Annotated in this window: 19 protein-coding genes and 1 pseudogene; 2 read left to right on the top strand and 18 right to left on the bottom strand. The window is 56.4% G+C overall.

Annotated features, from left to right (window positions below; all coding sequences use genetic code 11):
* Nucleotides 1-109: 109 nt before the first annotated feature.
* From KIN_RS20670 to KIN_RS20660, 3 genes are read right to left on the bottom strand one after another with little or no spacing between them, the layout of a single operon-like run.
* On the bottom strand, nt 110-691 hold the full coding sequence (locus KIN_RS20670) for a hypothetical protein (RefSeq protein WP_159810736.1): 582 nt from the start codon (nt 689-691) through the stop codon (nt 110-112).
* 53 nt (nt 692-744) lie between these two features.
* The gene (locus KIN_RS20665; protein WP_159810734.1) at nt 745-1,500 is read right to left on the bottom strand and encodes a hypothetical protein; all 756 of its coding nucleotides are present in this window, start codon (nt 1,498-1,500) and stop codon (nt 745-747) included.
* On the bottom strand, nt 1,497-1,937 hold the full coding sequence (locus tag KIN_RS20660; RefSeq protein ID WP_159810732.1) for an ABA4-like family protein: 441 nt from the start codon (nt 1,935-1,937) through the stop codon (nt 1,497-1,499). Before KIN_RS20660 ends, KIN_RS20665 begins: the two co-directional genes overlap by 4 nt.
* A 111-nt stretch (nt 1,938-2,048) precedes the next feature.
* Between KIN_RS20660 and KIN_RS20655 the strand changes: the two genes are divergently transcribed.
* Nucleotides 2,049-2,687, top strand: a complete 639-nt coding sequence (locus KIN_RS20655; protein ID WP_159810730.1) for a TetR/AcrR family transcriptional regulator — start codon at nt 2,049-2,051, stop codon at nt 2,685-2,687.
* Between the two features lie 66 nt (nt 2,688-2,753).
* Here the strand turns inward: KIN_RS20655 and KIN_RS20650 are convergent, their stop codons facing one another.
* The 15 genes and pseudogenes from KIN_RS20650 to KIN_RS20580 form a co-directional block, all read right to left on the bottom strand.
* A complete protein-coding gene (locus tag KIN_RS20650; protein ID WP_159810728.1) occupies nt 2,754-5,870 on the bottom strand; it encodes an efflux RND transporter permease subunit in 3,117 nt (1,038 codons plus the stop codon).
* Nucleotides 5,870-6,979, bottom strand: coding sequence for an efflux RND transporter periplasmic adaptor subunit (locus KIN_RS20645; RefSeq protein WP_159810726.1), 1,110 nt, complete (start codon nt 6,977-6,979; stop codon nt 5,870-5,872). Before KIN_RS20645 ends, KIN_RS20650 begins: the two co-directional genes overlap by 1 nt.
* A gap of 63 nt (nt 6,980-7,042) precedes the next feature.
* Nucleotides 7,043-7,576 carry a hypothetical protein gene (locus KIN_RS20640; RefSeq protein ID WP_159810724.1) on the bottom strand — a complete coding sequence of 178 codons (534 nt, stop codon included), beginning with the start codon at nt 7,574-7,576 and terminating at the stop codon, nt 7,043-7,045.
* 91 nt (nt 7,577-7,667) lie between these two features.
* Nucleotides 7,668-8,351 carry an isochorismatase family protein gene (locus KIN_RS20635; RefSeq protein ID WP_159810722.1) on the bottom strand — a complete coding sequence of 228 codons (684 nt, stop codon included), beginning with the start codon at nt 8,349-8,351 and terminating at the stop codon, nt 7,668-7,670.
* A 110-nt stretch (nt 8,352-8,461) separates the two neighbouring features.
* Nucleotides 8,462-9,532 (bottom strand): alpha/beta hydrolase, encoded by a 1,071-nt coding sequence (locus tag KIN_RS20630; RefSeq protein ID WP_159810720.1) that lies wholly within the window; start codon nt 9,530-9,532, stop codon nt 8,462-8,464.
* A 14-nt stretch (nt 9,533-9,546) separates the two neighbouring features.
* Nucleotides 9,547-10,743, bottom strand: a complete 1,197-nt coding sequence (locus tag KIN_RS20625) for an HlyD family secretion protein (RefSeq protein ID WP_159810718.1) — start codon at nt 10,741-10,743, stop codon at nt 9,547-9,549.
* Nucleotides 10,736-12,322 carry an MFS transporter gene (locus KIN_RS20620; RefSeq protein WP_243144999.1) on the bottom strand — a complete coding sequence of 529 codons (1,587 nt, stop codon included), beginning with the start codon at nt 12,320-12,322 and terminating at the stop codon, nt 10,736-10,738. The genes KIN_RS20625 and KIN_RS20620 overlap by 8 nt, the downstream gene beginning before the upstream one ends.
* Before the next feature lie 49 nt (nt 12,323-12,371).
* Nucleotides 12,372-12,818, bottom strand: coding sequence for a nuclear transport factor 2 family protein (locus tag KIN_RS20615; protein WP_159810714.1), 447 nt, complete (start codon nt 12,816-12,818; stop codon nt 12,372-12,374).
* Between the two features lie 16 nt (nt 12,819-12,834).
* The gene (locus KIN_RS20610; protein WP_159810712.1) at nt 12,835-13,683 is read right to left on the bottom strand and encodes an alpha/beta fold hydrolase; all 849 of its coding nucleotides are present in this window, start codon (nt 13,681-13,683) and stop codon (nt 12,835-12,837) included.
* Nucleotides 13,684-13,803: 120 nt separating this feature from the next.
* The gene (locus KIN_RS20605) at nt 13,804-14,295 is read right to left on the bottom strand and encodes a cupin domain-containing protein (protein WP_159810710.1); all 492 of its coding nucleotides are present in this window, start codon (nt 14,293-14,295) and stop codon (nt 13,804-13,806) included.
* Between the two features lie 20 nt (nt 14,296-14,315).
* Entirely contained in the window at nt 14,316-14,876 is a 561-nt protein-coding gene (locus KIN_RS20600) for a cupin domain-containing protein (RefSeq protein WP_159810708.1), read from the bottom strand.
* Nucleotides 14,877-14,935: 59 nt separating this feature from the next.
* The gene (locus KIN_RS20595; protein WP_159810706.1) at nt 14,936-15,400 is read right to left on the bottom strand and encodes a cupin domain-containing protein; all 465 of its coding nucleotides are present in this window, start codon (nt 15,398-15,400) and stop codon (nt 14,936-14,938) included.
* Between the two features lie 26 nt (nt 15,401-15,426).
* Nucleotides 15,427-15,915, bottom strand: a pseudogene (gene dps / locus KIN_RS20590) (DNA starvation/stationary phase protection protein Dps); the annotation flags it as partial.
* Nucleotides 15,916-15,941: 26 nt separating this feature from the next.
* Nucleotides 15,942-16,370, bottom strand: coding sequence for a nuclear transport factor 2 family protein (locus KIN_RS20585; protein ID WP_159810702.1), 429 nt, complete (start codon nt 16,368-16,370; stop codon nt 15,942-15,944).
* Complete coding sequence (locus KIN_RS20580; protein WP_159810700.1) at nt 16,370-17,230, bottom strand: alpha/beta fold hydrolase; 861 nt, start codon at nt 17,228-17,230, stop codon at nt 16,370-16,372. Before KIN_RS20580 ends, KIN_RS20585 begins: the two co-directional genes overlap by 1 nt.
* Nucleotides 17,231-17,413: 183 nt before the next feature.
* On the opposite strand from KIN_RS20580, the gene pdxR reads away from it, so the two are divergent.
* On the top strand, nt 17,414-18,919 hold the full coding sequence (gene pdxR, locus KIN_RS20575; RefSeq protein WP_159810698.1) for a MocR-like pyridoxine biosynthesis transcription factor PdxR: 1,506 nt from the start codon (nt 17,414-17,416) through the stop codon (nt 18,917-18,919).
* Nucleotides 18,920-18,929 lie beyond the last annotated feature (10 nt).

Genomic DNA, 18,929 nt, shown 5'->3' with positions numbered 1-18,929 from the left:
AAGCCGGTACGTTCGCAAATGTTCCAGAATCTGTCCGATTATGCAGCTTCGAGCCCCCTAGGCCTGGTACAGAAACTCACGAAACAACATCTGGTGGGAAAACCGGATGTTACTCTACCTTGAAGAACGCAGTCTCCGATACTTCTGTTGGACGCGTTATGCATCTGTTGACGTTTTCGCCTCCGCCATAGCGCAGCCGAGTTCCCTCCAAGTCAACCAGCACGATGTCCATGTCGATACAGTCCGTCACAGCGAAGGGTGGGCCGTTGACACAGTCTGTGATATCAATTCCGACACCAACGGTCAGATCACAATTGGCGAGACTAATTGCCCGCCAAAGGTCTGGGGCGTCTACAAAAATTGTCACCACAGAGCTGTCGTTTTCTAAGTCAAGCGCGCGAGCTCTGGGAACTGCCTCCCAGGGGCCGATATCCGTGAATGGACCGAAGGAATCGTATCTGAACAGAGGCTGTGTTCCGCTCGGATCGGAAAATGCTTCCACCGTAAGGGTTTGTTGTTCCTTGTCAAAGGACGTCGTCTGGCGAACGTAGGCTGGCGGGCCGCCACCTGGGGTTGGGCTTTCGAGGATGGTCGTCACCCAGGTACCCTGGATCGCAGTGACAGTGGTGTCTGCATGCGCCGGGAGAGCAATACAAGCAAAGAGCAGGTTCATGGGAAGACGAAGTGACATGAAAGGTCCTTTCTCGCGGTTGATAGGTTTGTCGTGTATCAGCAGAAAGTATTTTAGCCGATCCAGCCCATCCCATAGGCTGCAATCAGCAGGGTGATCGCCGAAAACGTCGTTGTTAGTACCAGGCTGGTGCCACGCCGCTCGAGCCCAATCAAAGCGACAAACCACATCGCTATTGGGATAATCTGCATCAGGTGCGTGGCCACGAAATGCGCGGGGCGGAGGTCACCCGGGGCAAGAGTCCATCCAAAGGGCGCAATGCCAATGCCTTCGACCGGCGCGAAGGAAAGTGCCATTCCAATTGGAATTGTCAGCATCGTCGTCGCGACGAACGCATACCCGACAGCGCGATCCATCACGTCCGTGCCATGACGCAGAAGCGATGCACCGAAGCCGGCTGCTGTCAGGGCGAGCAAGACGGCAATTGGCCCCATTGCCGTCTCGTAGAGCGTTTGGAGCAGTGGGTCGGTTACATTGTAGTGTGATCGGGTGCCAAGGGCGGCCGCACTTGCTACCCAGACAAGTTCAGCAAACGCTGTGGTAATGGCGATACAGGCCCAAATCGTCAGCCAACGCCTGTTCCGTACTGATGATGGGAGCCTGCGCGCTCCCCAATCCAGCGTCGCCAACCAAAGTGCAAGTGACACGGAGAATTTAAGGGGCTTTAGCCAGACGCTTTCCCCGTCCAGCACACGCGTATCAAATGCAACCATTGAGAGCAAAAGGACTGCAATTCCTGCGAGGGCGAGGGCGGCAACGGCGAGCGGCGTTAAAGTCGCGCGCGTTTGTGATAGGGAGATGTCAGTCATGCGAATGCAACCTTTCGTTTTTGCCAAGTAACCCATAGGCTTCGTAAGGCGAGATAGGCCAGTAGACCGACTGGGCCGAGCATGAGGGTAACGAACAGACAGGGCAGCAGAGTAATGTGTGGGACGCTGCGGGCGCGTGCGTCACGGACGATCCAGCCGCCGACTAACAGATCGAAAGCTAGAAAATGAACCCATCCGACCGTGGTGGCTCCCCGATCCGAGAACAGCAGCATCACATTGTCGAGGGTGTCGAATCCGCCCTCCGCACCCGGCAGGTAAAGCACCGCTGCCAGAGCGTAGATAACACAGACCAATAGCGGCAAAACTACACCACCGACGGGCAGCAGCCTGCGTGGCGCCAGCGGACTCAGCGCAAGCGCTACCCATCCTAGCATTGCAAGTGTCGACGCAACGTCGAACAGAGTTTGCGGGTCCATGCTCGGCTCCATAGCTACCATCTTGACAGTGACAAGAATCAGGTATCGCAAAATCTTGACACTGTCAAGAAATGGCTTGCTGAAGCTAGGGTCACTTTGTAGAACTGTGGCATGAATGAGAGGATCGATCACACTCAGCCCACGACCAGCCCTGAGGAGCGCCGTTATCATCATGGTGATCTACGCACGGCGCTGCTTGACGCGGGTGAGGTCGAACTGGCAGAGGTCGGGCCCGAAGCGTTTTCGCTTCGTCGTGTCGCTCGGCGAACCGGTGTCAGCCACGCTGCACCCGCGCATCACTTCAACGATGTCGCAGGGCTACTAACGGCGCTGGCGGTGCGCGGGTTCGAACGGCTGTTGGATATGGCAAAAGCGGAGATTGCAAAGACGACAGGGCCTCGGGAGGGTCTGTTGGCCTATGGACTTGCCTACATTGCGTTCGCGCAGATTCATACAGCCTTGTTTCGGTTGTCTTTTACATCAGATCGCACCGACCGCGCGGATATCGATCTGACCCGGGCGGGAGACGATGCCTTTCGGCTATTGGCTGAACAATTCGCAGCACTTACCGGCAAAGCGCCCTTTGGAACTTTTCAGGACATGGTTTTGACCCATCATTATTGGGCGGTTGTACACGGGACGGCTGATCTGCTGGCGGGTCAACGGCTGTGGCAAGTACAGGGTCTATCGGATCATGCGAAGCGCAATGCGCTTCGCGCTCTGCTGGAACCCGCCTTACCAGTCGATTGATCTGGCAAAAGATGTTGAGCCAACGCAGTTAAACTAATCATCGGTTCTGCTTTTCCGAGACGCCCTCTAGAGCGGATGGTGCGATCCGAAACGTGCGCGGAAGCTTTCAATTGTTAGCAAGAGCATCGGTGTTAGCAAAATGCCAAAGACTGCGGATGCCAACATGCCAAAAAGCACGGGAATGCCGACTGCGACCATGGCACCGGCTCCTGCGCCCGTCGCCGTTGCAAGCGGTATCAACCCAAGGATGAAGGAGAGTGCTGTCATCATGATTGGTCGGAACCGGAGCCTTGCACCGTCCAGTGCTGCTTGTTGCGGGCTATCGCCCTGCGTCCGACGCTCCAGGACGAAACTGGCGACAAGAATGGCGTTCTTTGCGGACAAGGCGATCAGGATGATCAAGCCGATCTGGGCATAGAGGTCGAACGACATCTGGAAAAAAAGTAAGGCCAGCACAGCACCCATGCCAGCGACCGAAACCGATGTCAGCACAGCAATTGGGATTGCCCAGCTCTCATAAAGTGCCACTAGGAATAGATAGGCAAACAACAGAGCAAGGGCCAAGACGATTAAGGTCTGGTCACTGGTTTCCACTTGTTCAAGAGCCTGCCCGGACCACTCATATGCGTAACCATCTGGCAGAGTAGTGCGCGATAGCTCTTCCATCGCGGCGAGGGCGACACCATCACCGACGCCTGGCATGGGAGCGACCGTCAAAGCTGCTGAACGATAGTTGTTGTGTCGGCTGATCAAACGCGGGCCCGCTTCCAACGACACAGTTGCAAAAGATGACAGGGAGATCATATCGCCGTCTGTGTTGCGGACCCTCAGGGAGAGGACGTCCGAGATTTCGTTTCGATCGGCTGCATCGCTTTGAAGTCTGACAGACCATGTTCTCCCAAATAGATTGAAGTCGTTGACATAGGCCCCGCCGAGATTGATCTGCAGCGCCCGAAAGACATCTGCGACCTCAACCCCGAGCACTTGTGCGCGCTCTCTGTTGACGTCCAAGCGCAACCGAGGCGTTTCCGCGCTGAAGGTGGTAAACACAGCGGCGATCTCTGGTGCCGCACTGGCGGCGACGATCATGCCGCGTGCAGCTGCCGCCAATTGAGGCGCGTTCTGGCCAGTGACGGCTTCAAGGTTGTATTCAAGCCCGCCGACCTGTCCGATCCCGTCGATTGCAGGTGGGTTTACGGGGAAAAATGTCCCGTCTGGGATCGATGCCAACAAGGCACCGAGCCTTCGAACAACGGCAAAAGAACTGAGCTCCGGATCTTCACGGAGTTCATAAGGGAGCAGCGTCACAAAAATGACGCCCGTGTTGGGGGCCGCCCCTCCACCTAGGAAATCGATACCCGCGACGGGGACGGCGATATCGATGGCCGGATCCTCGACCACGCTTTCCGTCAGATCCAAGAGCAGGTCTTGAGTTCGATTGAGTGACGTTCCCTCTGGCAATGTCACGACGACGAAGGCAAATCCCTTGTCTTCTTCGGGGACAAAACCGGATGGCAGCATTTGGGTTGATTGAAACGCGATGTAGCCTGCCCCAACTGATAGCACGAAGGCCAATGGAGCAACGCGCAGCAGACGTGCGATGGTCCAGGTGTATCCCTTGGTGAGCCCATCAATCCGTCTCGACACCCATCTGAGTGGCGCGAATGCCACCGGACCTGGCCTAAGAAAGAGTGCTGCGAGTGCCGGCGCAAGCGTCAACGCATTGATGGCAGATATTACCATGGCAGCAGACACTGTGACGGCGAACTCGCGCAACAACGTGCCCGATGATCCTCCTAGAAAGGCTACAGGCACAAAGACCGAGAGTAGCACCAGCGTAATAGCAATGATCGACCCAGCGATTTCTCGCATCGCCTTACTGACAGCTTCATTGACGGGCATTTCGGGATTCTCTTCCATCACCCGTTCAACGTTTTCGACAACGATGATGGCATCGTCCACAACAATCCCAATCACGAGGATCATCGCCAACAAGCTGATCGTATTGGCCGACATGCCCGCGATAAGGAGAACCGCAAACGTACCAATAACGGCCACAGGTACGGCAATGAGGGGTATCACCGTTGAGCGAACCCGCCCCAGGAAGAGCAAGATGACCAATGCTACCAATCCAAAGGCCTCTGCCAATGTGACGACAACCTTATCTATCATAGCTCCGACGAATTTTGAGTTGTCCAAGACGGACCTGTAGGCAAGCCCATCCGGGAAGCGCTCTGACAAAGCACTGAGGCGTAGATTTACGGCTTCAGCGACAGATACAGCATTTGCACCTGGCAAAAGACTGATCCCCAAAACAGAGGCACGGCGGCCTTCATAGAAAGCTGCTTGGTCGAAGTTCTCGGCGGATAGCTCAACGCGGCCCACATCTGCCACCCGCACAGTCGCTCCTCCCGGCTCGGCCAAGAGAATTACGTTCTCAAATTCTTCCGGTGTGACCAAACGACCCGTGGTTGTCAGATTGAGCTGTAGCTGTTGATCTCCGAATATTGGGGCGGACCCAATACGGCCAATAGGCGCTTGAATATTCTGTGTTTGCAGCGCTGCGGACACGTCGGATGCGGTCAGACGGTAACTGTCCAGCGCGTCTGCATCCAGCCAGACCCGCATGGCGTAGTCGCCGCCACCAAACTGTTGGGCACTTCCAACACCTGGAACGCGTTTGATTTCGTCAAGCACGGCGATGGCCAAGTAGTTGTTGATGAACAAGCCATCTCGCGAACCATCAGTTGAGAAGAAGAGGAAGGCCTGAAGCAGATCGCCAGCAGACTTAGTGACCGAAACACCGTCGTCCCGCACTTCTGCCGGGAGCGTCGATTCCACCGCAGCAATGCGATTTTGAATGTTGATCGCCGCGATGTCAGGATCAACGCCAACTTCAAAAGAGACCGTCAATGAATATGTTCCATCAGCAGAGGACGATGACGACATATAGCGCATGCCTTCGACACCATTGATTGCGCTCTCGATGGGCTGCGCCACGGCACTTTCGATGACTTCAGAATCTGCCCCGGGGTAGAAAGCACTGACCTGAACGGTTGGTGGTGCGATATCGGGGTATTGTGCGACCGGTATGACGCGCATGGCGATCAACCCGGCAATCGTGATCAAGAGAGAAATGACAATCGCGAGGCGTGGACGGGCGATGAAAATGTCATAGACCACTAGTCTTGCGCTCGGGCAAACTGGGGCGCGACGACAAGGCCTGGCCGCGCGCGGGTAAGACCAGAGACGATGACCACGGCACCGGTCTCAATGCCCGAGGTCACTTCGATTTCCGTGCCTATTTGCACGCCTGTCTTGATGTCATAGCGGATCACGGTGTCGGTCTCGTCAACACCCAGCACATACGTCCCCTGCTGATCGAGCAGCAAAGCGGCCTGCGGCAAGACAAGACGTTCTGTCGGTTGCTTGTTGCGGATCACCACATCGACGAGCTGCCCGTCAATCAGCGATCCCTCCGGGTTGGCAATACGCGCGGTGACTTCTATCGCGTCTGTCCGGCCGCTGGCGGTGACTTCATTTGCGACGATCTGGCCAATTTCTGAGTACACTGAGCCATCCATAAGCCGAAGCAACACATCTACATCACCCGGTTCCAAACCATCCCGCCGGACATCCAAAAAGACTTGCTGGCTCGCGGCAAAGACAACCTCGGTTGGATCCTCGGCGACAAGCATCGCCAGCGGGCCTGATGTTGGCCCAACAAGGGCCCCTTGGGCCACCACCGACCGCGACATACGGCCAGAGAAAGGCGCTCTAATCTCGGTGTTCTGCAAATCTATTTGGGCAAGATCCCGGCTCGCGGTGAGCTGCGCGATCTCGGCGACAGCACTTTCAAATGCGGCTTGCGCTTCATCCAGCCGTGCCTGCGGCGTGGCACTGCGCGTGGCAAGTTCGCGCGTGCGCTCCAGCGTGGCACGTGCGAGTGTTCGTTGCGCCTCCGCAGATGCCAACTGTGCTTCAACCGCTCTGAGTTGAGCGGCAAAACGCGACGGCTCAATCTGAAACAGCAGCGTACCCGCCTCGACATAGTCCCCGATTTCAAAGAGCGGTTTCTCCAAGAAGCCAGTGACGCGTGGTACGATCTCCAAACGGTCTGTGGAGCGAACCCGGCCGGGGTAAACATTCTCATCAGCGCGCGCCTCTGGACGGACCTCTGTGACCAAAACGGCGGGCGGCGGCTGATCGCCGTTTCCAAAGCCCTGCGCAGACACTAAAGAAGCGCTCACCAGAAGTGCCAAGGAAACAAACGCACCGATTGTAGCAATCATCCGGCCTCTACCGAGAAGACTATCTATCGTGCGAACGGTTGATGGACAAAGCATCAGCAGCTCCTAGAGGGCACGTAAACTACGGAAATTGCGCCAAAGCCAACGGGCCGGGAGGAGCGCAAAAATCAAGCCAAGTCCCGCCATGAAAACCGTTGCAATGAGCGGAACGCCCATGAGAGAGGCGATGAGAAAAGACGAGTATGAGAAGTAAACGCCGATCCCGATAAAAGCGGCCACCCCCGTAACAGCCGCTATTTCGAGAACGATCTGAGGACGCCCCGTGTCCGCGTGAAGGTGTCTGGCAGAATACAAAATGGCAGCGCCGGCAATTAGCTTCACCGCCGCAAACACAAAGGCAAACTCGATGTTAGCGAAGACACCGGCAAATAGAGACAACACCTCGTCCGGGAGCGGCGTATCACCGAAGTGAGACGTCATTGGAGACAGCAAATCCTCTGGCGGTATACCGGCGAGTTGTGCAGATACGATCGGCTGCGCTATCGAGGCGACGAGGAGGACCGATCCGATAATCGTCCAGTACCGTGCAAGTCTCTCACGTGGAATAGCGTCAGCTACGACGAGCTCTTGAACGCTCATATTTGTTCTCCCTGCCATAACGGCGAACACTGGGCTTTCAGATCGCGTATGAACCGCCGCCCGAGGGCGACGGTTCCAATTGCGCGACGGGTTACTGGCCCGCCATCGGGATCGGCGGGTGACCTGTGAGGCCCACGTTCTTCGCGACTTCGTCGGCCGTCTTGCCGGAGCCCAGGAAGAAGTTCATCGCGGCGTAGTACTGGCCCATATGCTCGCTCAACAGCATGCCAATATGCTGGCCGTTTTCCTGAGTGTTCTTGGCCAGTTCCGCCAATACCGCCACCCAAGTGGTCACGATCACGCCAGCGGCAGCCAGACGCGTCATAGTGACCTGTTGAATGAAAGGGTTGAAGTCCGCGCTGGCGTCCATCACCACGTAGACCTCATAGCCTTCACGCAGAGCGGCGATAGCCGGAAATGCGGCGCAGACTTCGGTCGCCAGACCAGAGATCACGAGCTTCTTGCGCCCGGTCGCCTCAACTGCCGCCTTGGACGCCGGATCATTCCAGAAGTTCACAAACGGGCGGTCGATCACGTCGACATCGGGAAAGAGCGCTTTGAGCTCGGGCATAGTCGGGCCGTTTGGACCGGTGGGCCAGCTGGTGCCCATGATCACCGGGATGTCGAACGCTTTGGCTGTCTTGGCGTGACCAAGAATGTTGTTCTTCATCTGGGTCGGATCGATCGATGTCAGAAACGACATCAAACCGACCTGGTGGTCGATCATCATGAAAACACAGTTGTCGGGGGTCAGTTCACTTGAGGGCAAGCCCATGGGATACTCCTTCTTAGACGATTGAAAATCTCGCGTGATCTCTGCTGATCACGAGTCAAAGATGGGGTCGCTATTTCAGAAGTTTTCCGACTTTCAGACCGTTCTGGATTTCAACGATCAGGTTGGGTTTTCGTCGGGTTCGGTGTATGTGGAAGTTCCGAGAGGACAACAAGATCAGGTATCTCAGCGTTTGCGATTGGCATATCGGCGTCCAGACGTCGTAAAATTTCGATGGCCGCCGGAGATGAGGTCGGTATGGCATGATCGAACCTTTCGCCAGTTCCCAAATCATCAACGTCGATTACACTAATTGGCAGGTCAGCGACGATGGCTCTGTCTGTCTGTCCTCCCAGTCGAGGGCGTTGTCCTGCGAGAAATGCAGACAAACGCAGCGCTCGGTCACGCTGGGCAACCATCAAGATGGACGGATCCGGCAGAGCATCTAAGCTTCTGACTTGCGACAGGAACACCTCACCATCAATGTCGGGCGCCATCAGTACTAGTGCAGTGATTGAGGTCGCGATATCTAAAGATTTCTTGATCTCGATCTGGCGCAGGGTTTCCATAATGAGGTGGCTGCCCATTGAATGCCCCACCAATATAATTTCGCGGTTACTTTGTTTGGACAAGGCAATGATCGTTTGCTCGAGAGCATCGCGCGAGATCAGCACGCTGTCGCGATCATAGACATACCCTGCCGCGACGCCCGCGGAGGGCCAGGAAAACACTACTGCCGGCCCCGACACGTCGTAGTCCTCGGCCATCTGGGCAAGCTGATAGACCGCTTCGTAGTGGCGAACGTTGTAGCCGTGTACAAAGAGCAGCGTCTCGCCTTGCTCAGCAGCCTGACCAGCATTCAAAGCGTTTACGAACTGCGATTCAGTAGAGAATTTCACTTCCTGCGTGATGACAAAATCGGTGTTGGCGTCCGGAGGTCCCTTTGGCCATTTGATCTGACCAGGTTGGTGTGTCGGCGGGATGGAAACGGAGGTCCTTTCAAAGCTCAGCCTGTTCGTGCGAGGCGGTGCTGTGCGGCGCGTCGCTTGCGCATCGCCTCGCAACTTCACCACCCAGACATCCCGGACATTCGAAACCTCTGGTGGCGGCAATACAGCGACAATGGCACGCTCAGCGCATGCCGCGCCCAATAGTACCACCACAAGCCCGAGCGCTGTCCGCATATGCAAAGCTGTCCTCAACCGTTTGCCTCTTCATCCCAAACAGGCAGGGAGCGGCGCAAAGGCTGTGGCGGTGAAACAGGAGCGCCTGTGTCACAAGCAAATCTGTCGGCATGCCCAAAACGAAGAAGGTTCTCGAGAAAACCTGCATCACTGAGTCCCGTCTCGTGAGAGCCCGCAGCGATCGTGGGAACAACCGACATGCCGGGACGCACGAGCGTCAATCTTGGATCATCAGGATCAAACTGAAGTCGCACAGTGAAGCGGCGAACGATCTTGGTGAAATTGCCGGTCGCGTTGTCTGGTGGGATCAATGAAAACTCGCTGCCGGAGGCCGGCGCAACACTTTCAACAGTGGCACAAAACGGAGTTCCGCCGAGCGTATCAACCTGTACCTCGGCGCGGTCACCTGGTCGCACGTTTTGGATCTGCGTCTCGCGGATGTTGGCTTCGATCCAGTGGCCGTCTTCCGGAACAACGCTCATCGCAGATGCGCCGGCCGCCGCAAACTCGCCTAGACGCAACCCACGACTGGCTACTGTCCCCGAGAGCGGTGCCCAAACCGTCGTGTCGTGCAACGCCATGCGGTTCTTTTCCAGTGTCGCCTCGGCATTGGCGATTGCTGCTTCTGCTGATTGACGCTCAGCCTCCAAAACCGTCTGCTGCTCCTGTTCCAGAAGCAGATCAGCAGATGCTTCGACAAGCCGGGCGGCTGCAACAAGGTCTGCGGCTGTTGCGTCTTCCAGGCGTTGCTGTGTTCCTGCCCCGCGGGTCCGCAGTTCGGTTGCTCGCGCCAGCTCTGCTGCTGCGAATTCTCGCTCTGCCTGGCGTGCGTCTACGGTGGACTGAGCAGCACTTATGCGGGCGAGCTGCAGCCGAGCGCGGGCTTCTACTGCTGCTCGCCCAGCATTCTGGATTTCAACATCGGCTTCGGCCTGGCGCACCGCCGCCTCAAAGTCACGGCGATCCAATTGAAATAGGGGCTGACCCGCTGTGACAGCGGTGTTGTCCTCGACTAGAATTTCCACCGCATACCCGGAGATACGTGGTGCGACGGTGACGATGTCTGATCGCACATAAGCGTTTTCGGTACGAACATAAATAGTCCGCCCGGAAATCAGTTGTCCCACCACGACAGCCAGAGCTGCAAATACGCAGACGAAGCCTATTGTCATCAAAACTCGTTTCACGCCACTGTGCAGGCCATCAGCCATTCGGGTTCTCCAAAAGTTCGGATTGAGATTTGGGCCGCGGTCGAATATCCGGCAGCATCCAAACGAGAAATGCGGCAGCGCTCAGAAGCACAGCCAGGACAACAAACGCGTCCATGTAGGCCAGCACGTATGCTTGGTTCGCAATTTGACCCCGCAGTGCGTTTAAGCCGGACAGCTGCGGTTCAGGTAAACCGACTGACGCGTATCCGTTTGCAAGGGCAGCTAGTCGGTTTTGAAAGATTCCATCGCTGGCCGTCAGGTGCTCAACGATTTGATTAGAATGAAACTTCTCACGCTCGGTCACCAGCGTCGCGATCATCGCTGTGCCCAACGCCTGTCCAAGAATACGTGTCATGTTGAACAGTGTGCCTGCTGTCGCACCGTTTTCGGGCCGCAACCCGTGAACCGCGAAGGCGAGCAAAGACACCATGAAAAACGCTTGTCCGGTGCCCAGAAAAACCATGGACGTACGAAATTGTTCGGCGGCCCAAAGAGGGTTCAGATCAACATTGATCGCGGCGGCAGCGGCAAACAACAGCAAGCCAATCATTAAGGTGAGCCGCGGGTCCAGTAGCCGGACTGCGAAGTAGGCGGCAGGAAAGGCAAGGAGGTGGACCGGCACCAACCACAGGGTCACCTCGGCAATCTCGCCCGCTCTAAACCCCTGCAGCCTGATGAGGTATTGGGGGACAACAAAGGCGACCACAAGCAATGCAAATCGCACTGTCAGAGCCATTAGCATTGCCCAGCCAAAAGTGATGCGACCAATGAGGGATAGATCGATGAAGGGACGCTCGGCGCGGGTAAGCGACACAAGGGTTGCGCCCAAAAAGCCGATGCCAAACAGAGTCGAGAACATCACAGTCGCGCTTTCAAACCAGAACAGCCGCTCGCCTTGTGTCAAAGCGATGACCAAACAGCAGAAGCCAACGACGAGCAGGAAATAGCTGCGCCAGTCGGCCATCCGCAAAATGACGAGGTTGGACTGTTGTCTTGGAAAGGCCATTGCCACCAGGAATATGTAGAATACCGTCCATCCAACCTGGAAAACGAACGGTCCATCGTGACTCAGGTGAAAGGTCAAAAAGTCGGCTGCTAAAGCAGCGCACCCAAGGCTCACGCTCACCGCCATGGCAAAGACCGCCAACCCTTCTCGTTGTCCTTCGCCAGGCGGAAACGAGCGCATGACAAGGAGCATTGTCAGCACCGGAAAAGCACCGCCAAAGAAGCCTTGTAAAAGGCGCAGCAGCAGCATCTGTTCATACGTCACCGCTGATACGGCAAGTGCGGAGGTGAAGGCGAACCCAACACCTGCAGACATGGCCACCGTGCGCGCCGATAGTGCTAAGGTGGAGATCGCTACCAATGGAATCACGATAATCTGGCCTATCTGATAGAGCGTGCTGAACCACGACGCAGCGTCGGCGGAAACGCCTAAACCACCCGCCAAGTCAGCTTGTGCAAAGCCACTGATCTGACCCGACAGGATAGCCATCACACATCCAAAGCTGGCGACGGCAACCATACCGATGCGAGGCCAAATATCCGGCCTGGCCGTATCGCCCGTCACTGGCGTCATCGCGATCACGACACGAACTCGGTAGCGCTCGTGGGTATGGGTTTGATTGTCAGAACCCTTCTCCCGCCAAAGGCGTTTGATCGAGGTACAGGACCTTGTAGTTGCGCGACGCAAAACGCCACTTTCCATCGATCTTGACCATCTCGTCCTCATAGAGGGCGAAGTTGTAGTTCCCGGAACCGTCATTCGCTTGGGCAATTTCGTTTGTATAGGCCCGGCCCGTCGCCCGATCTCCCTGGATATCTACGACATTGGCTGCCGATGGCATCTGCAGAAAGAACTTCCAGCGATTACCAACCAGTTGGGAGAAGGCGGCAACGATATCATCCGCTCCTGTAAATGTGGTGCTGACGGGTGGACCAATCGTCCACGTTGCATCATCGGCCCAGAGTCTCCGAAAATCCTCAGGCGAGAACCGGTTTGCAGCATCCGAGAAACCAGCCATCAGGTCATCAAGTGCGCGACGATCCAAAAGGTATTGCAGATCTTGATTCATAGTCGTTTTCCAGTCTTTAAGCTGATGCCGCGGCAATGGAGGCGGCGATGATATCGGCAACGGCCTGGGGTTTTTCTTCAGGCACCCAATGTCCGCAGGCAGGGACAACACCACCCGTTACGTTCTCTGCGACAAGTGCTGCGACGGCCTGACAATAGCCGCTCATGACCATCTCAGAGCCGAAAGCAGCAACTGGGATGGTCAACTTGTCGGCGCTCAGTTTCTTGAGCTGCTCCGCGGTCTCGGGGATTGCGTGATAGTGCATCAGGCTGCCGCGCAGTGCACCGATCCCACTGTATGCCCGCACATATTCTGCGACCTCGGCAGGTGAAATCGCATCTGGGTTGAACCCGAAATCACGGTAGAAGTGTTCGAGATACGCCCCGATGTCACCGCGTATCAGCTTCTCAGCAAGATCCACGTCCTGATGGAATTGCAAATGCCAAAACATCGACAGAAGATCAGGAACACCGTCCCCTACGACACCCCATAGCGGCGCTTCGATGAGCGATAGCGAGGCGCAGCGGCTACGGTGGGACGCGGCAAAGGCGTAAGCCACAGGACCACCTACGTCATGCCCGACCAGATGTGCCTGTTTGAGTTGAAAGTGATCCAGAAGCGCCAAGACGTCATCGGCTTGCGTGACAGCGTCATAACCCAACATCGGCTTGAAGCTGTCACCGCATCCGCGCAGGTCAGGTGCAATAATCTGGTGCTGATTTTCCATCAGCGCGGTGACGGCGTTCCATTCGCGGCAGGTCTGAGGCCAGCCGTGCAGCATAACGATTGCGGTGTCGCCCTCTCCTGAGTGTAGTGCATGCAGCGCACCTCCGGGAACGGGAATACGATGGTTGGTTTGGGTCATAGAACTCTCTTTCGAAAAGTGAGGGGTGGCGCGACGGGGAGGAGATCGAGGCGGGCCACCCCTCATAAGGCACGGGTCGGGGGGACAACCGATCCCGTGCGTTTCAGCGACCTAATCCTCCTAGACGAACTTTAGGCCGTAGGTCGTTTCTCCGATCTCTCGCATGCGTTCGGGCGATCGGGTGGCAGCTTCAAACCACCCTTCAAGTCCGGCTGGAGCGAAGAGAACCAGCATCCTCGCGGGCGCATCCGAGACGTTTTCAAACCAGTGTTCGACGTTCTTCGGGATACTCAGAGACGTACCGGCCCGTGCGACCACTTCTTGCCCGTCGGCATGGAAGGTGAGTGTTCCACTAAGGATGTAGAACATCTCTTCTTCTCGGGTCTGGATATGCTTTGGCGGATGTCCACCGGGCGCGATTGTCGCTTGCATGAGAAGATATTGACCATCGGTTTCCGCGCCGGTCGCCAACATGTCAAAACGGTTCTCGACGCCGCCGGTCTGACGGCGCGGGTCATCAGCGTGGATAATTGTCGGTTTCTTTGATTTTACGGCTTTCCGCATCCCTTCGGGTCTGCAGTCAGACAACTGAAAATCCTGAGCAAAGGTCATATTGTCTCTCCAACAGAGGTTCAGTCTTGGGCAGGGAAGTCTTGAATGAATTCGAGGCCATACTCTGCCTCGCCAAGGGCACGCGCGTTCGCCGGATCTTCGCCTGCCGCTTCAAACCAATGCTCAAGACCAGAAGGCGACAGCAGGATGAGCATCTTTGCATCCTCGCCGGACACGTTTTCGAAGTAATGCGGCACACCTTTGGGAATGTTGATGAAGGTACCGGCACGCGCGATCACCTGCTGACCGTCGGCGTAGAAGTTCAACGTGCCACTGAGGATGTAGAAGCCTTCTTCCTCTCGGGTCTGCACATGCTCAGGCGCGCGTCCCCCCGGAGTAATCACTGCTTCCATCAGGAAGTATTGCCCGTCGGTTTCAGCGCCGGAGACCAGCAGATCGAATTGATCTTGCCCACCCCCGATTTTCTTCCTTGGATCATCGGCGTGCACCACGGTGGCTGTTCGAGGCCCGTCGGTCGCGGCATCAGTTTCGTGCTGTCCGAAATCATGAGCATGGCCGGGGGAGATCAACAGCGCCAGAGCAATAAGGGCTGAGAGAATGATCGGTTTGAACATATTCATCTGTATCGTCCTTGTTCTGAAGCGCCGAATGGCATCTTGGCGCGGTTGACTGGGTTGGGTCAGTCGATTGGGGGACCGACAAACTCAACAGAGTATTCGGCGGCAATCTCGTTGATCCGGGGCATGCCATTTTTTGGCGAAAGCCCTTCGGTCTCGACGTCCCGGAAGAAGCCCTCCCCCTTGCCTGCAACCAGCATGACAAGAACGCGCGATATTCCTGGCCCGATGCCGCGAAACGCATGGCGCGCACCTGCGGGGATCAAAGCAGTTGTTCCGGGCCCTGCCACCGTCTCCTCGCCATCACAGTGAAACTTCACCGACCCGGACAAAACGGTGAATACCTCTTGTTCGGTGTGATGGATGTGCAGTGGAGGCCCTGCGCCTTCTTCGATTTCTTCTTCGAAGATGCAAAACGCGCCTCCAGTATGCTCCGGCGTGACCCTGAAGTAGCGGTTAAGGCCAAACGCGCTGTTGTGTTCGCCTTGACCCGGCCCGTGAACGATGGGTTTGTGTTTTTTCGTCATGGTTTTTGTCCCTTTTGCGAATTGGTTCAGGCTTCTGCGGCAGGCAGGTGCGCCTCGATGAACCAGAGTGACTTGTCGAGAAATCGGGATGTGCCGGTGAAGATATCGGCGGTGTCCGCGTCGCCAGCGTCATCTGCTTGATCGATAGCCTCGCGAATGTGATCGCCAAGCGCCGCAAAGCGGTCCGCGAGCCATTCCAGATGCGACTTACCGGCCCCGCCTTCTAGTGGGTACGCCTCGAGCTTACTCCCGGTACCGACCGTGACAGCTCGGCCGTCCGGCACACCACCAAGAATTGAGATACGCTCCGCAATGGTATCGACCTCGTCATCCAGCGGCTCGACAAAGCTGTCGAACAACTCGTGAAGTTGCTGGAAATCCGACCCTTTGACCGTCCAATGCGCTTGTTTGACCGCAAGCCTCAGATCAAGCGTATCAACGAGCGCTTTTTGCAACAAGGCGATTGCAGTCATCTTGGTGTTGTCTGGAAGACCAATCCGCGAGTGTCTCATGTCGTTGCTCCAATTTTGGGTGAATTCTGTTAGCCGAAGGCGGCGGCCGCGACGTCCGGGTCCAGCTCATAGACGCTGATCTGGTCGATCAACTCGGAGCGAAACCGGTAGATCACCGCGCGCCTGAAGGTCAGGGGCTTACCGTCTTTGGTGGTCTGTTCGGTCGCCACCAACACGACACGGTCCAAGCTGGCACACCAATCCGTTTGCTCGGTCATGGTGTAAGTGTGTTCGGTCAGCTCCAGCATGCGCCCGAAGTTCTCGAAGAAAGCGTCAGGCCCTGATCGCGTACCTGACACGGCGCTGGAGCCCGCAATCTCAAGGCGCAAATCGTCGGTCAGATAGCGTTTGGCATCCTCAATCTTGCCGCCATAGGCTGCTGCAAGAAAGCTCTGCACCGTACCCTTGAGCCTCGTTGGTCGCGCTGGATCGGAAACGTCGGTTTCATGCTGTGACATCAGATCAAAACCTCTCGTGAAGCGGGACTGCTTTCATTCAAATGGGCGCTGAACATTTTGGGCAGCTCCTCGCGTAAGCATCGGTTGAAGTCTTCGACGCGCTCGAGCATCACAAAGTGCCCCGCTCCCTCGAATTCAACGAGCTTGCAGTCAGGATGAAACGCATCAAAAAAGTCCGCGCTTGGCGCGGGCGGTGCGCCATTCATCAACAGAACGGGAATATCGCGGATGGCGTCCAGCAGCTTCGCATGATCCTGGGCCAGGAAATCTCGCAAACCCTCAACCGCAGTCGTTCCATCGGCAGAGCCCAAGGCCCGCTCGACATAAGAGACAATCTCAGATGACGTTTTGTTGGTGAACGCCGCTTCAGCAAGCCAGGCTGGAACGTTGCGCGGCCAATCGACTGACAGATAGTCCAGCATTGCATCGGCGTCTTGCTGGGGCAACGTCTGGTCAGGGCGTTTGATCGCGTCCACGACGACAACAGCAGCGGTTTCGGCGCGCATCTCTGCCGCCAGCATCGCGACTAAAACACCGCCAAGAGAATGACCTACGAGAGCCCATGACGGCCGGTTTACCGCCTTCACGACAGCAAGGGCATCTTGAACATAGGATGACATCGGCCAGGCGTTCTGGCGTTTGCCCGCAGAGCCATGCGATGCAAGGTCAAGCGCGACGACCGTGTAGTCAGAACACAGCGCTGCGATTTGGTCGCCCCAGATGCTATGATCGCAGCACCAACCGTGCACGAAGAGGACGGTTTCTGGTCCGTCTCCAAATATCTGATACGGAATGTCAACACCGTCACTTGACGTTGCGACACCACGCGAGTGGGGTTCGGGTGTATCAATTACGAGCACGGCACTCCCTCCTGTTGTGGCTGAGGTGGTGTGATGCCAGCCGCGATTCTTACAGATTTGGACCAGTTCTGGATTCCAAACCCATAGAGAAGCGCGTGCAGACTTTGCCGAAATCGCCGCCGCTGCTAGTGTCGGCCAGGATTGAAATCGAAAGGATGCCTTGAATGAGATCAAGTAAGTCCTGTGTTTCGAGTAGCCATCAACATCGAGCGTATCCCTGATTTAAGCGAACAGTACGACACCATGACGGAAGCCTTCTTAGACGATCTACTCCTCGACCGAGCCGCCCGCGAAACCCTGGCGGCGCAGCTTGCGGGAGAGTTGCGTAAGATAATCGTCGCTGGAACGCTTTCTGCGGGAAGCAAGTTGCCCTCGTCTCGTGTTCTTTCAAAGCAGTTATCTGTTGGTCGAAACGTTGTGACCGAAGCCTATGACGCGCTGATCTCCGAAGGGCTTGTCGATAGCATCCATGGTGCCGGGTCTTTTGTAGCGGAAGGATCAAACTCTACCGCGTCAAACCCCAGGCGGCATCCACGCTCGGTTTTTTCCGAAGCAACGCGTGTGCTGCTTCAGCGCGCGGATGCTTGGGCGCTGCCTGATCCTCATCTTGCATTAACACCCGGCATTCCAGCCCTTGATGAGTTTCCAACGGACCAATGGTCCCGCTGTCTCTCAAAGGCGTTGCGTACACGTCCGTCGGACTATGTGTTGGATACCGATACAAGAGGACTTCTTGCTCTTCGTGAAGCCATCGCAGCCCATGTCGGACCGGCAAGGGGAATTTCGTGTCACCCAGAGCAGATCATCGTTCTTTCCAGCGCGCGCCAGGCTTTTGAAATCGTCACACGTCTGTTCAGTGATCCGGGCGATACGGTGTTGGTAGAGAATCCTGGCTTTGTAGAAGCGCGAGAGATTGCGCTGGCTCTAGGGCGGCGCATTCAACCCTGCCCGGTCGACACCACCGGCATTCAACTTCCGCAGGGAGAGGGCAGTGCCAAGCTGGCTTTCCTGACACCCACGCACCAGTATCCAACCGGGCAAAAGATGCCACCCAAGCGCATGTTGGAGGTAATCAAAGAGTGTCGAGATAACTCCGTCATCATCGTTGAAGATGATTACGACGGTGAGTTCCATCATTATGGGAAACCCTCGCGCGCCTTGGCGGCGCAAGACGAGCTTGTGTCAGCGATACATATCGGCACCTTCTCCAAATCGATGTTCCCGGGTCTGAGATTGGCCTATGTCATTGTGCCGTACGATTGCGCTCCTGCCTTTGGACAAATGCGGGGATTGCTTGATGGGCAGCCCAGTACAGTCCTGCAAGCGGGCATGGCTGAATTCATCCGATCCGGTAATTACGCACGACATCTGCGACGTATGCGTAAGCTCTATGCGGCCCGCAAAGCCGCCTTACTCGAAACCGTTCAACATTTTGCATCTGATGTCCTGGACCCGATCTCTTCGAACTCTGGCCTGCATCTGTGTTTCCGAGCCTCTCAGCAGATCGATGACACTGCGGTCGTGCGATCACTCAGACAGAGCAAGATCGGCGCAACGGCATTGTCTGGTTATCATGTGGAGCGCATAAATGCCGATCATGGGCTGGTGCTGGGGTTCGGGAACACAAGCGAGAAGACCTACGCTAAACACATCACCACGATTGCAAACGCGCTGAAAGTGGCCCTGTAGTTTAGTCATT

Origin of the sequence: Litoreibacter roseus (genome assembly GCF_009811795.1) — a bacterium.
Taxonomy (GTDB): domain Bacteria; phylum Pseudomonadota; class Alphaproteobacteria; order Rhodobacterales; family Rhodobacteraceae; genus Litoreibacter; species Litoreibacter roseus.
This window is presented reverse-complemented; position numbering and strand designations above follow the sequence as displayed.

Excerpts from the sequence above, each read along its gene's own strand:
- KIN_RS20670 (WP_159810736.1), bottom strand. The coding sequence starts at position 691 with ATGTCACTTCGTCTTCCCATGAACCTGCTCTTTGCTTGTATTGCTCTC.
- KIN_RS20665 (WP_159810734.1), bottom strand. The coding sequence starts at position 1,500 with ATGACTGACATCTCCCTATCACAAACGCGCGCGACTTTAACGCCGCTC.
- KIN_RS20660 (WP_159810732.1), bottom strand. The coding sequence starts at position 1,937 with ATGGACCCGCAAACTCTGTTCGACGTTGCGTCGACACTTGCAATGCTA.
- KIN_RS20655 (WP_159810730.1), top strand. The coding sequence starts at position 2,049 with ATGAATGAGAGGATCGATCACACTCAGCCCACGACCAGCCCTGAGGAG.
- KIN_RS20645 (WP_159810726.1), bottom strand. The coding sequence starts at position 6,979 with ATGATTGCTACAATCGGTGCGTTTGTTTCCTTGGCACTTCTGGTGAGC.
- KIN_RS20640 (WP_159810724.1), bottom strand. The coding sequence starts at position 7,576 with ATGAGCGTTCAAGAGCTCGTCGTAGCTGACGCTATTCCACGTGAGAGA.
- KIN_RS20635 (WP_159810722.1), bottom strand. The coding sequence starts at position 8,351 with ATGGGCTTGCCCTCAAGTGAACTGACCCCCGACAACTGTGTTTTCATG.
- KIN_RS20630 (WP_159810720.1), bottom strand. The coding sequence starts at position 9,532 with ATGCGGACAGCGCTCGGGCTTGTGGTGGTACTATTGGGCGCGGCATGC.
- KIN_RS20625 (WP_159810718.1), bottom strand. The coding sequence starts at position 10,743 with ATGGCTGATGGCCTGCACAGTGGCGTGAAACGAGTTTTGATGACAATA.
- KIN_RS20620 (WP_243144999.1), bottom strand. The coding sequence starts at position 12,322 with ATGACGCCAGTGACGGGCGATACGGCCAGGCCGGATATTTGGCCTCGC.
- KIN_RS20615 (WP_159810714.1), bottom strand. The coding sequence starts at position 12,818 with ATGAATCAAGATCTGCAATACCTTTTGGATCGTCGCGCACTTGATGAC.
- KIN_RS20610 (WP_159810712.1), bottom strand. The coding sequence starts at position 13,683 with ATGACCCAAACCAACCATCGTATTCCCGTTCCCGGAGGTGCGCTGCAT.
- KIN_RS20605 (WP_159810710.1), bottom strand. The coding sequence starts at position 14,295 with ATGACCTTTGCTCAGGATTTTCAGTTGTCTGACTGCAGACCCGAAGGG.
- KIN_RS20600 (WP_159810708.1), bottom strand. The coding sequence starts at position 14,876 with ATGAATATGTTCAAACCGATCATTCTCTCAGCCCTTATTGCTCTGGCG.
- KIN_RS20595 (WP_159810706.1), bottom strand. The coding sequence starts at position 15,400 with ATGACGAAAAAACACAAACCCATCGTTCACGGGCCGGGTCAAGGCGAA.
- KIN_RS20585 (WP_159810702.1), bottom strand. The coding sequence starts at position 16,370 with ATGTCACAGCATGAAACCGACGTTTCCGATCCAGCGCGACCAACGAGG.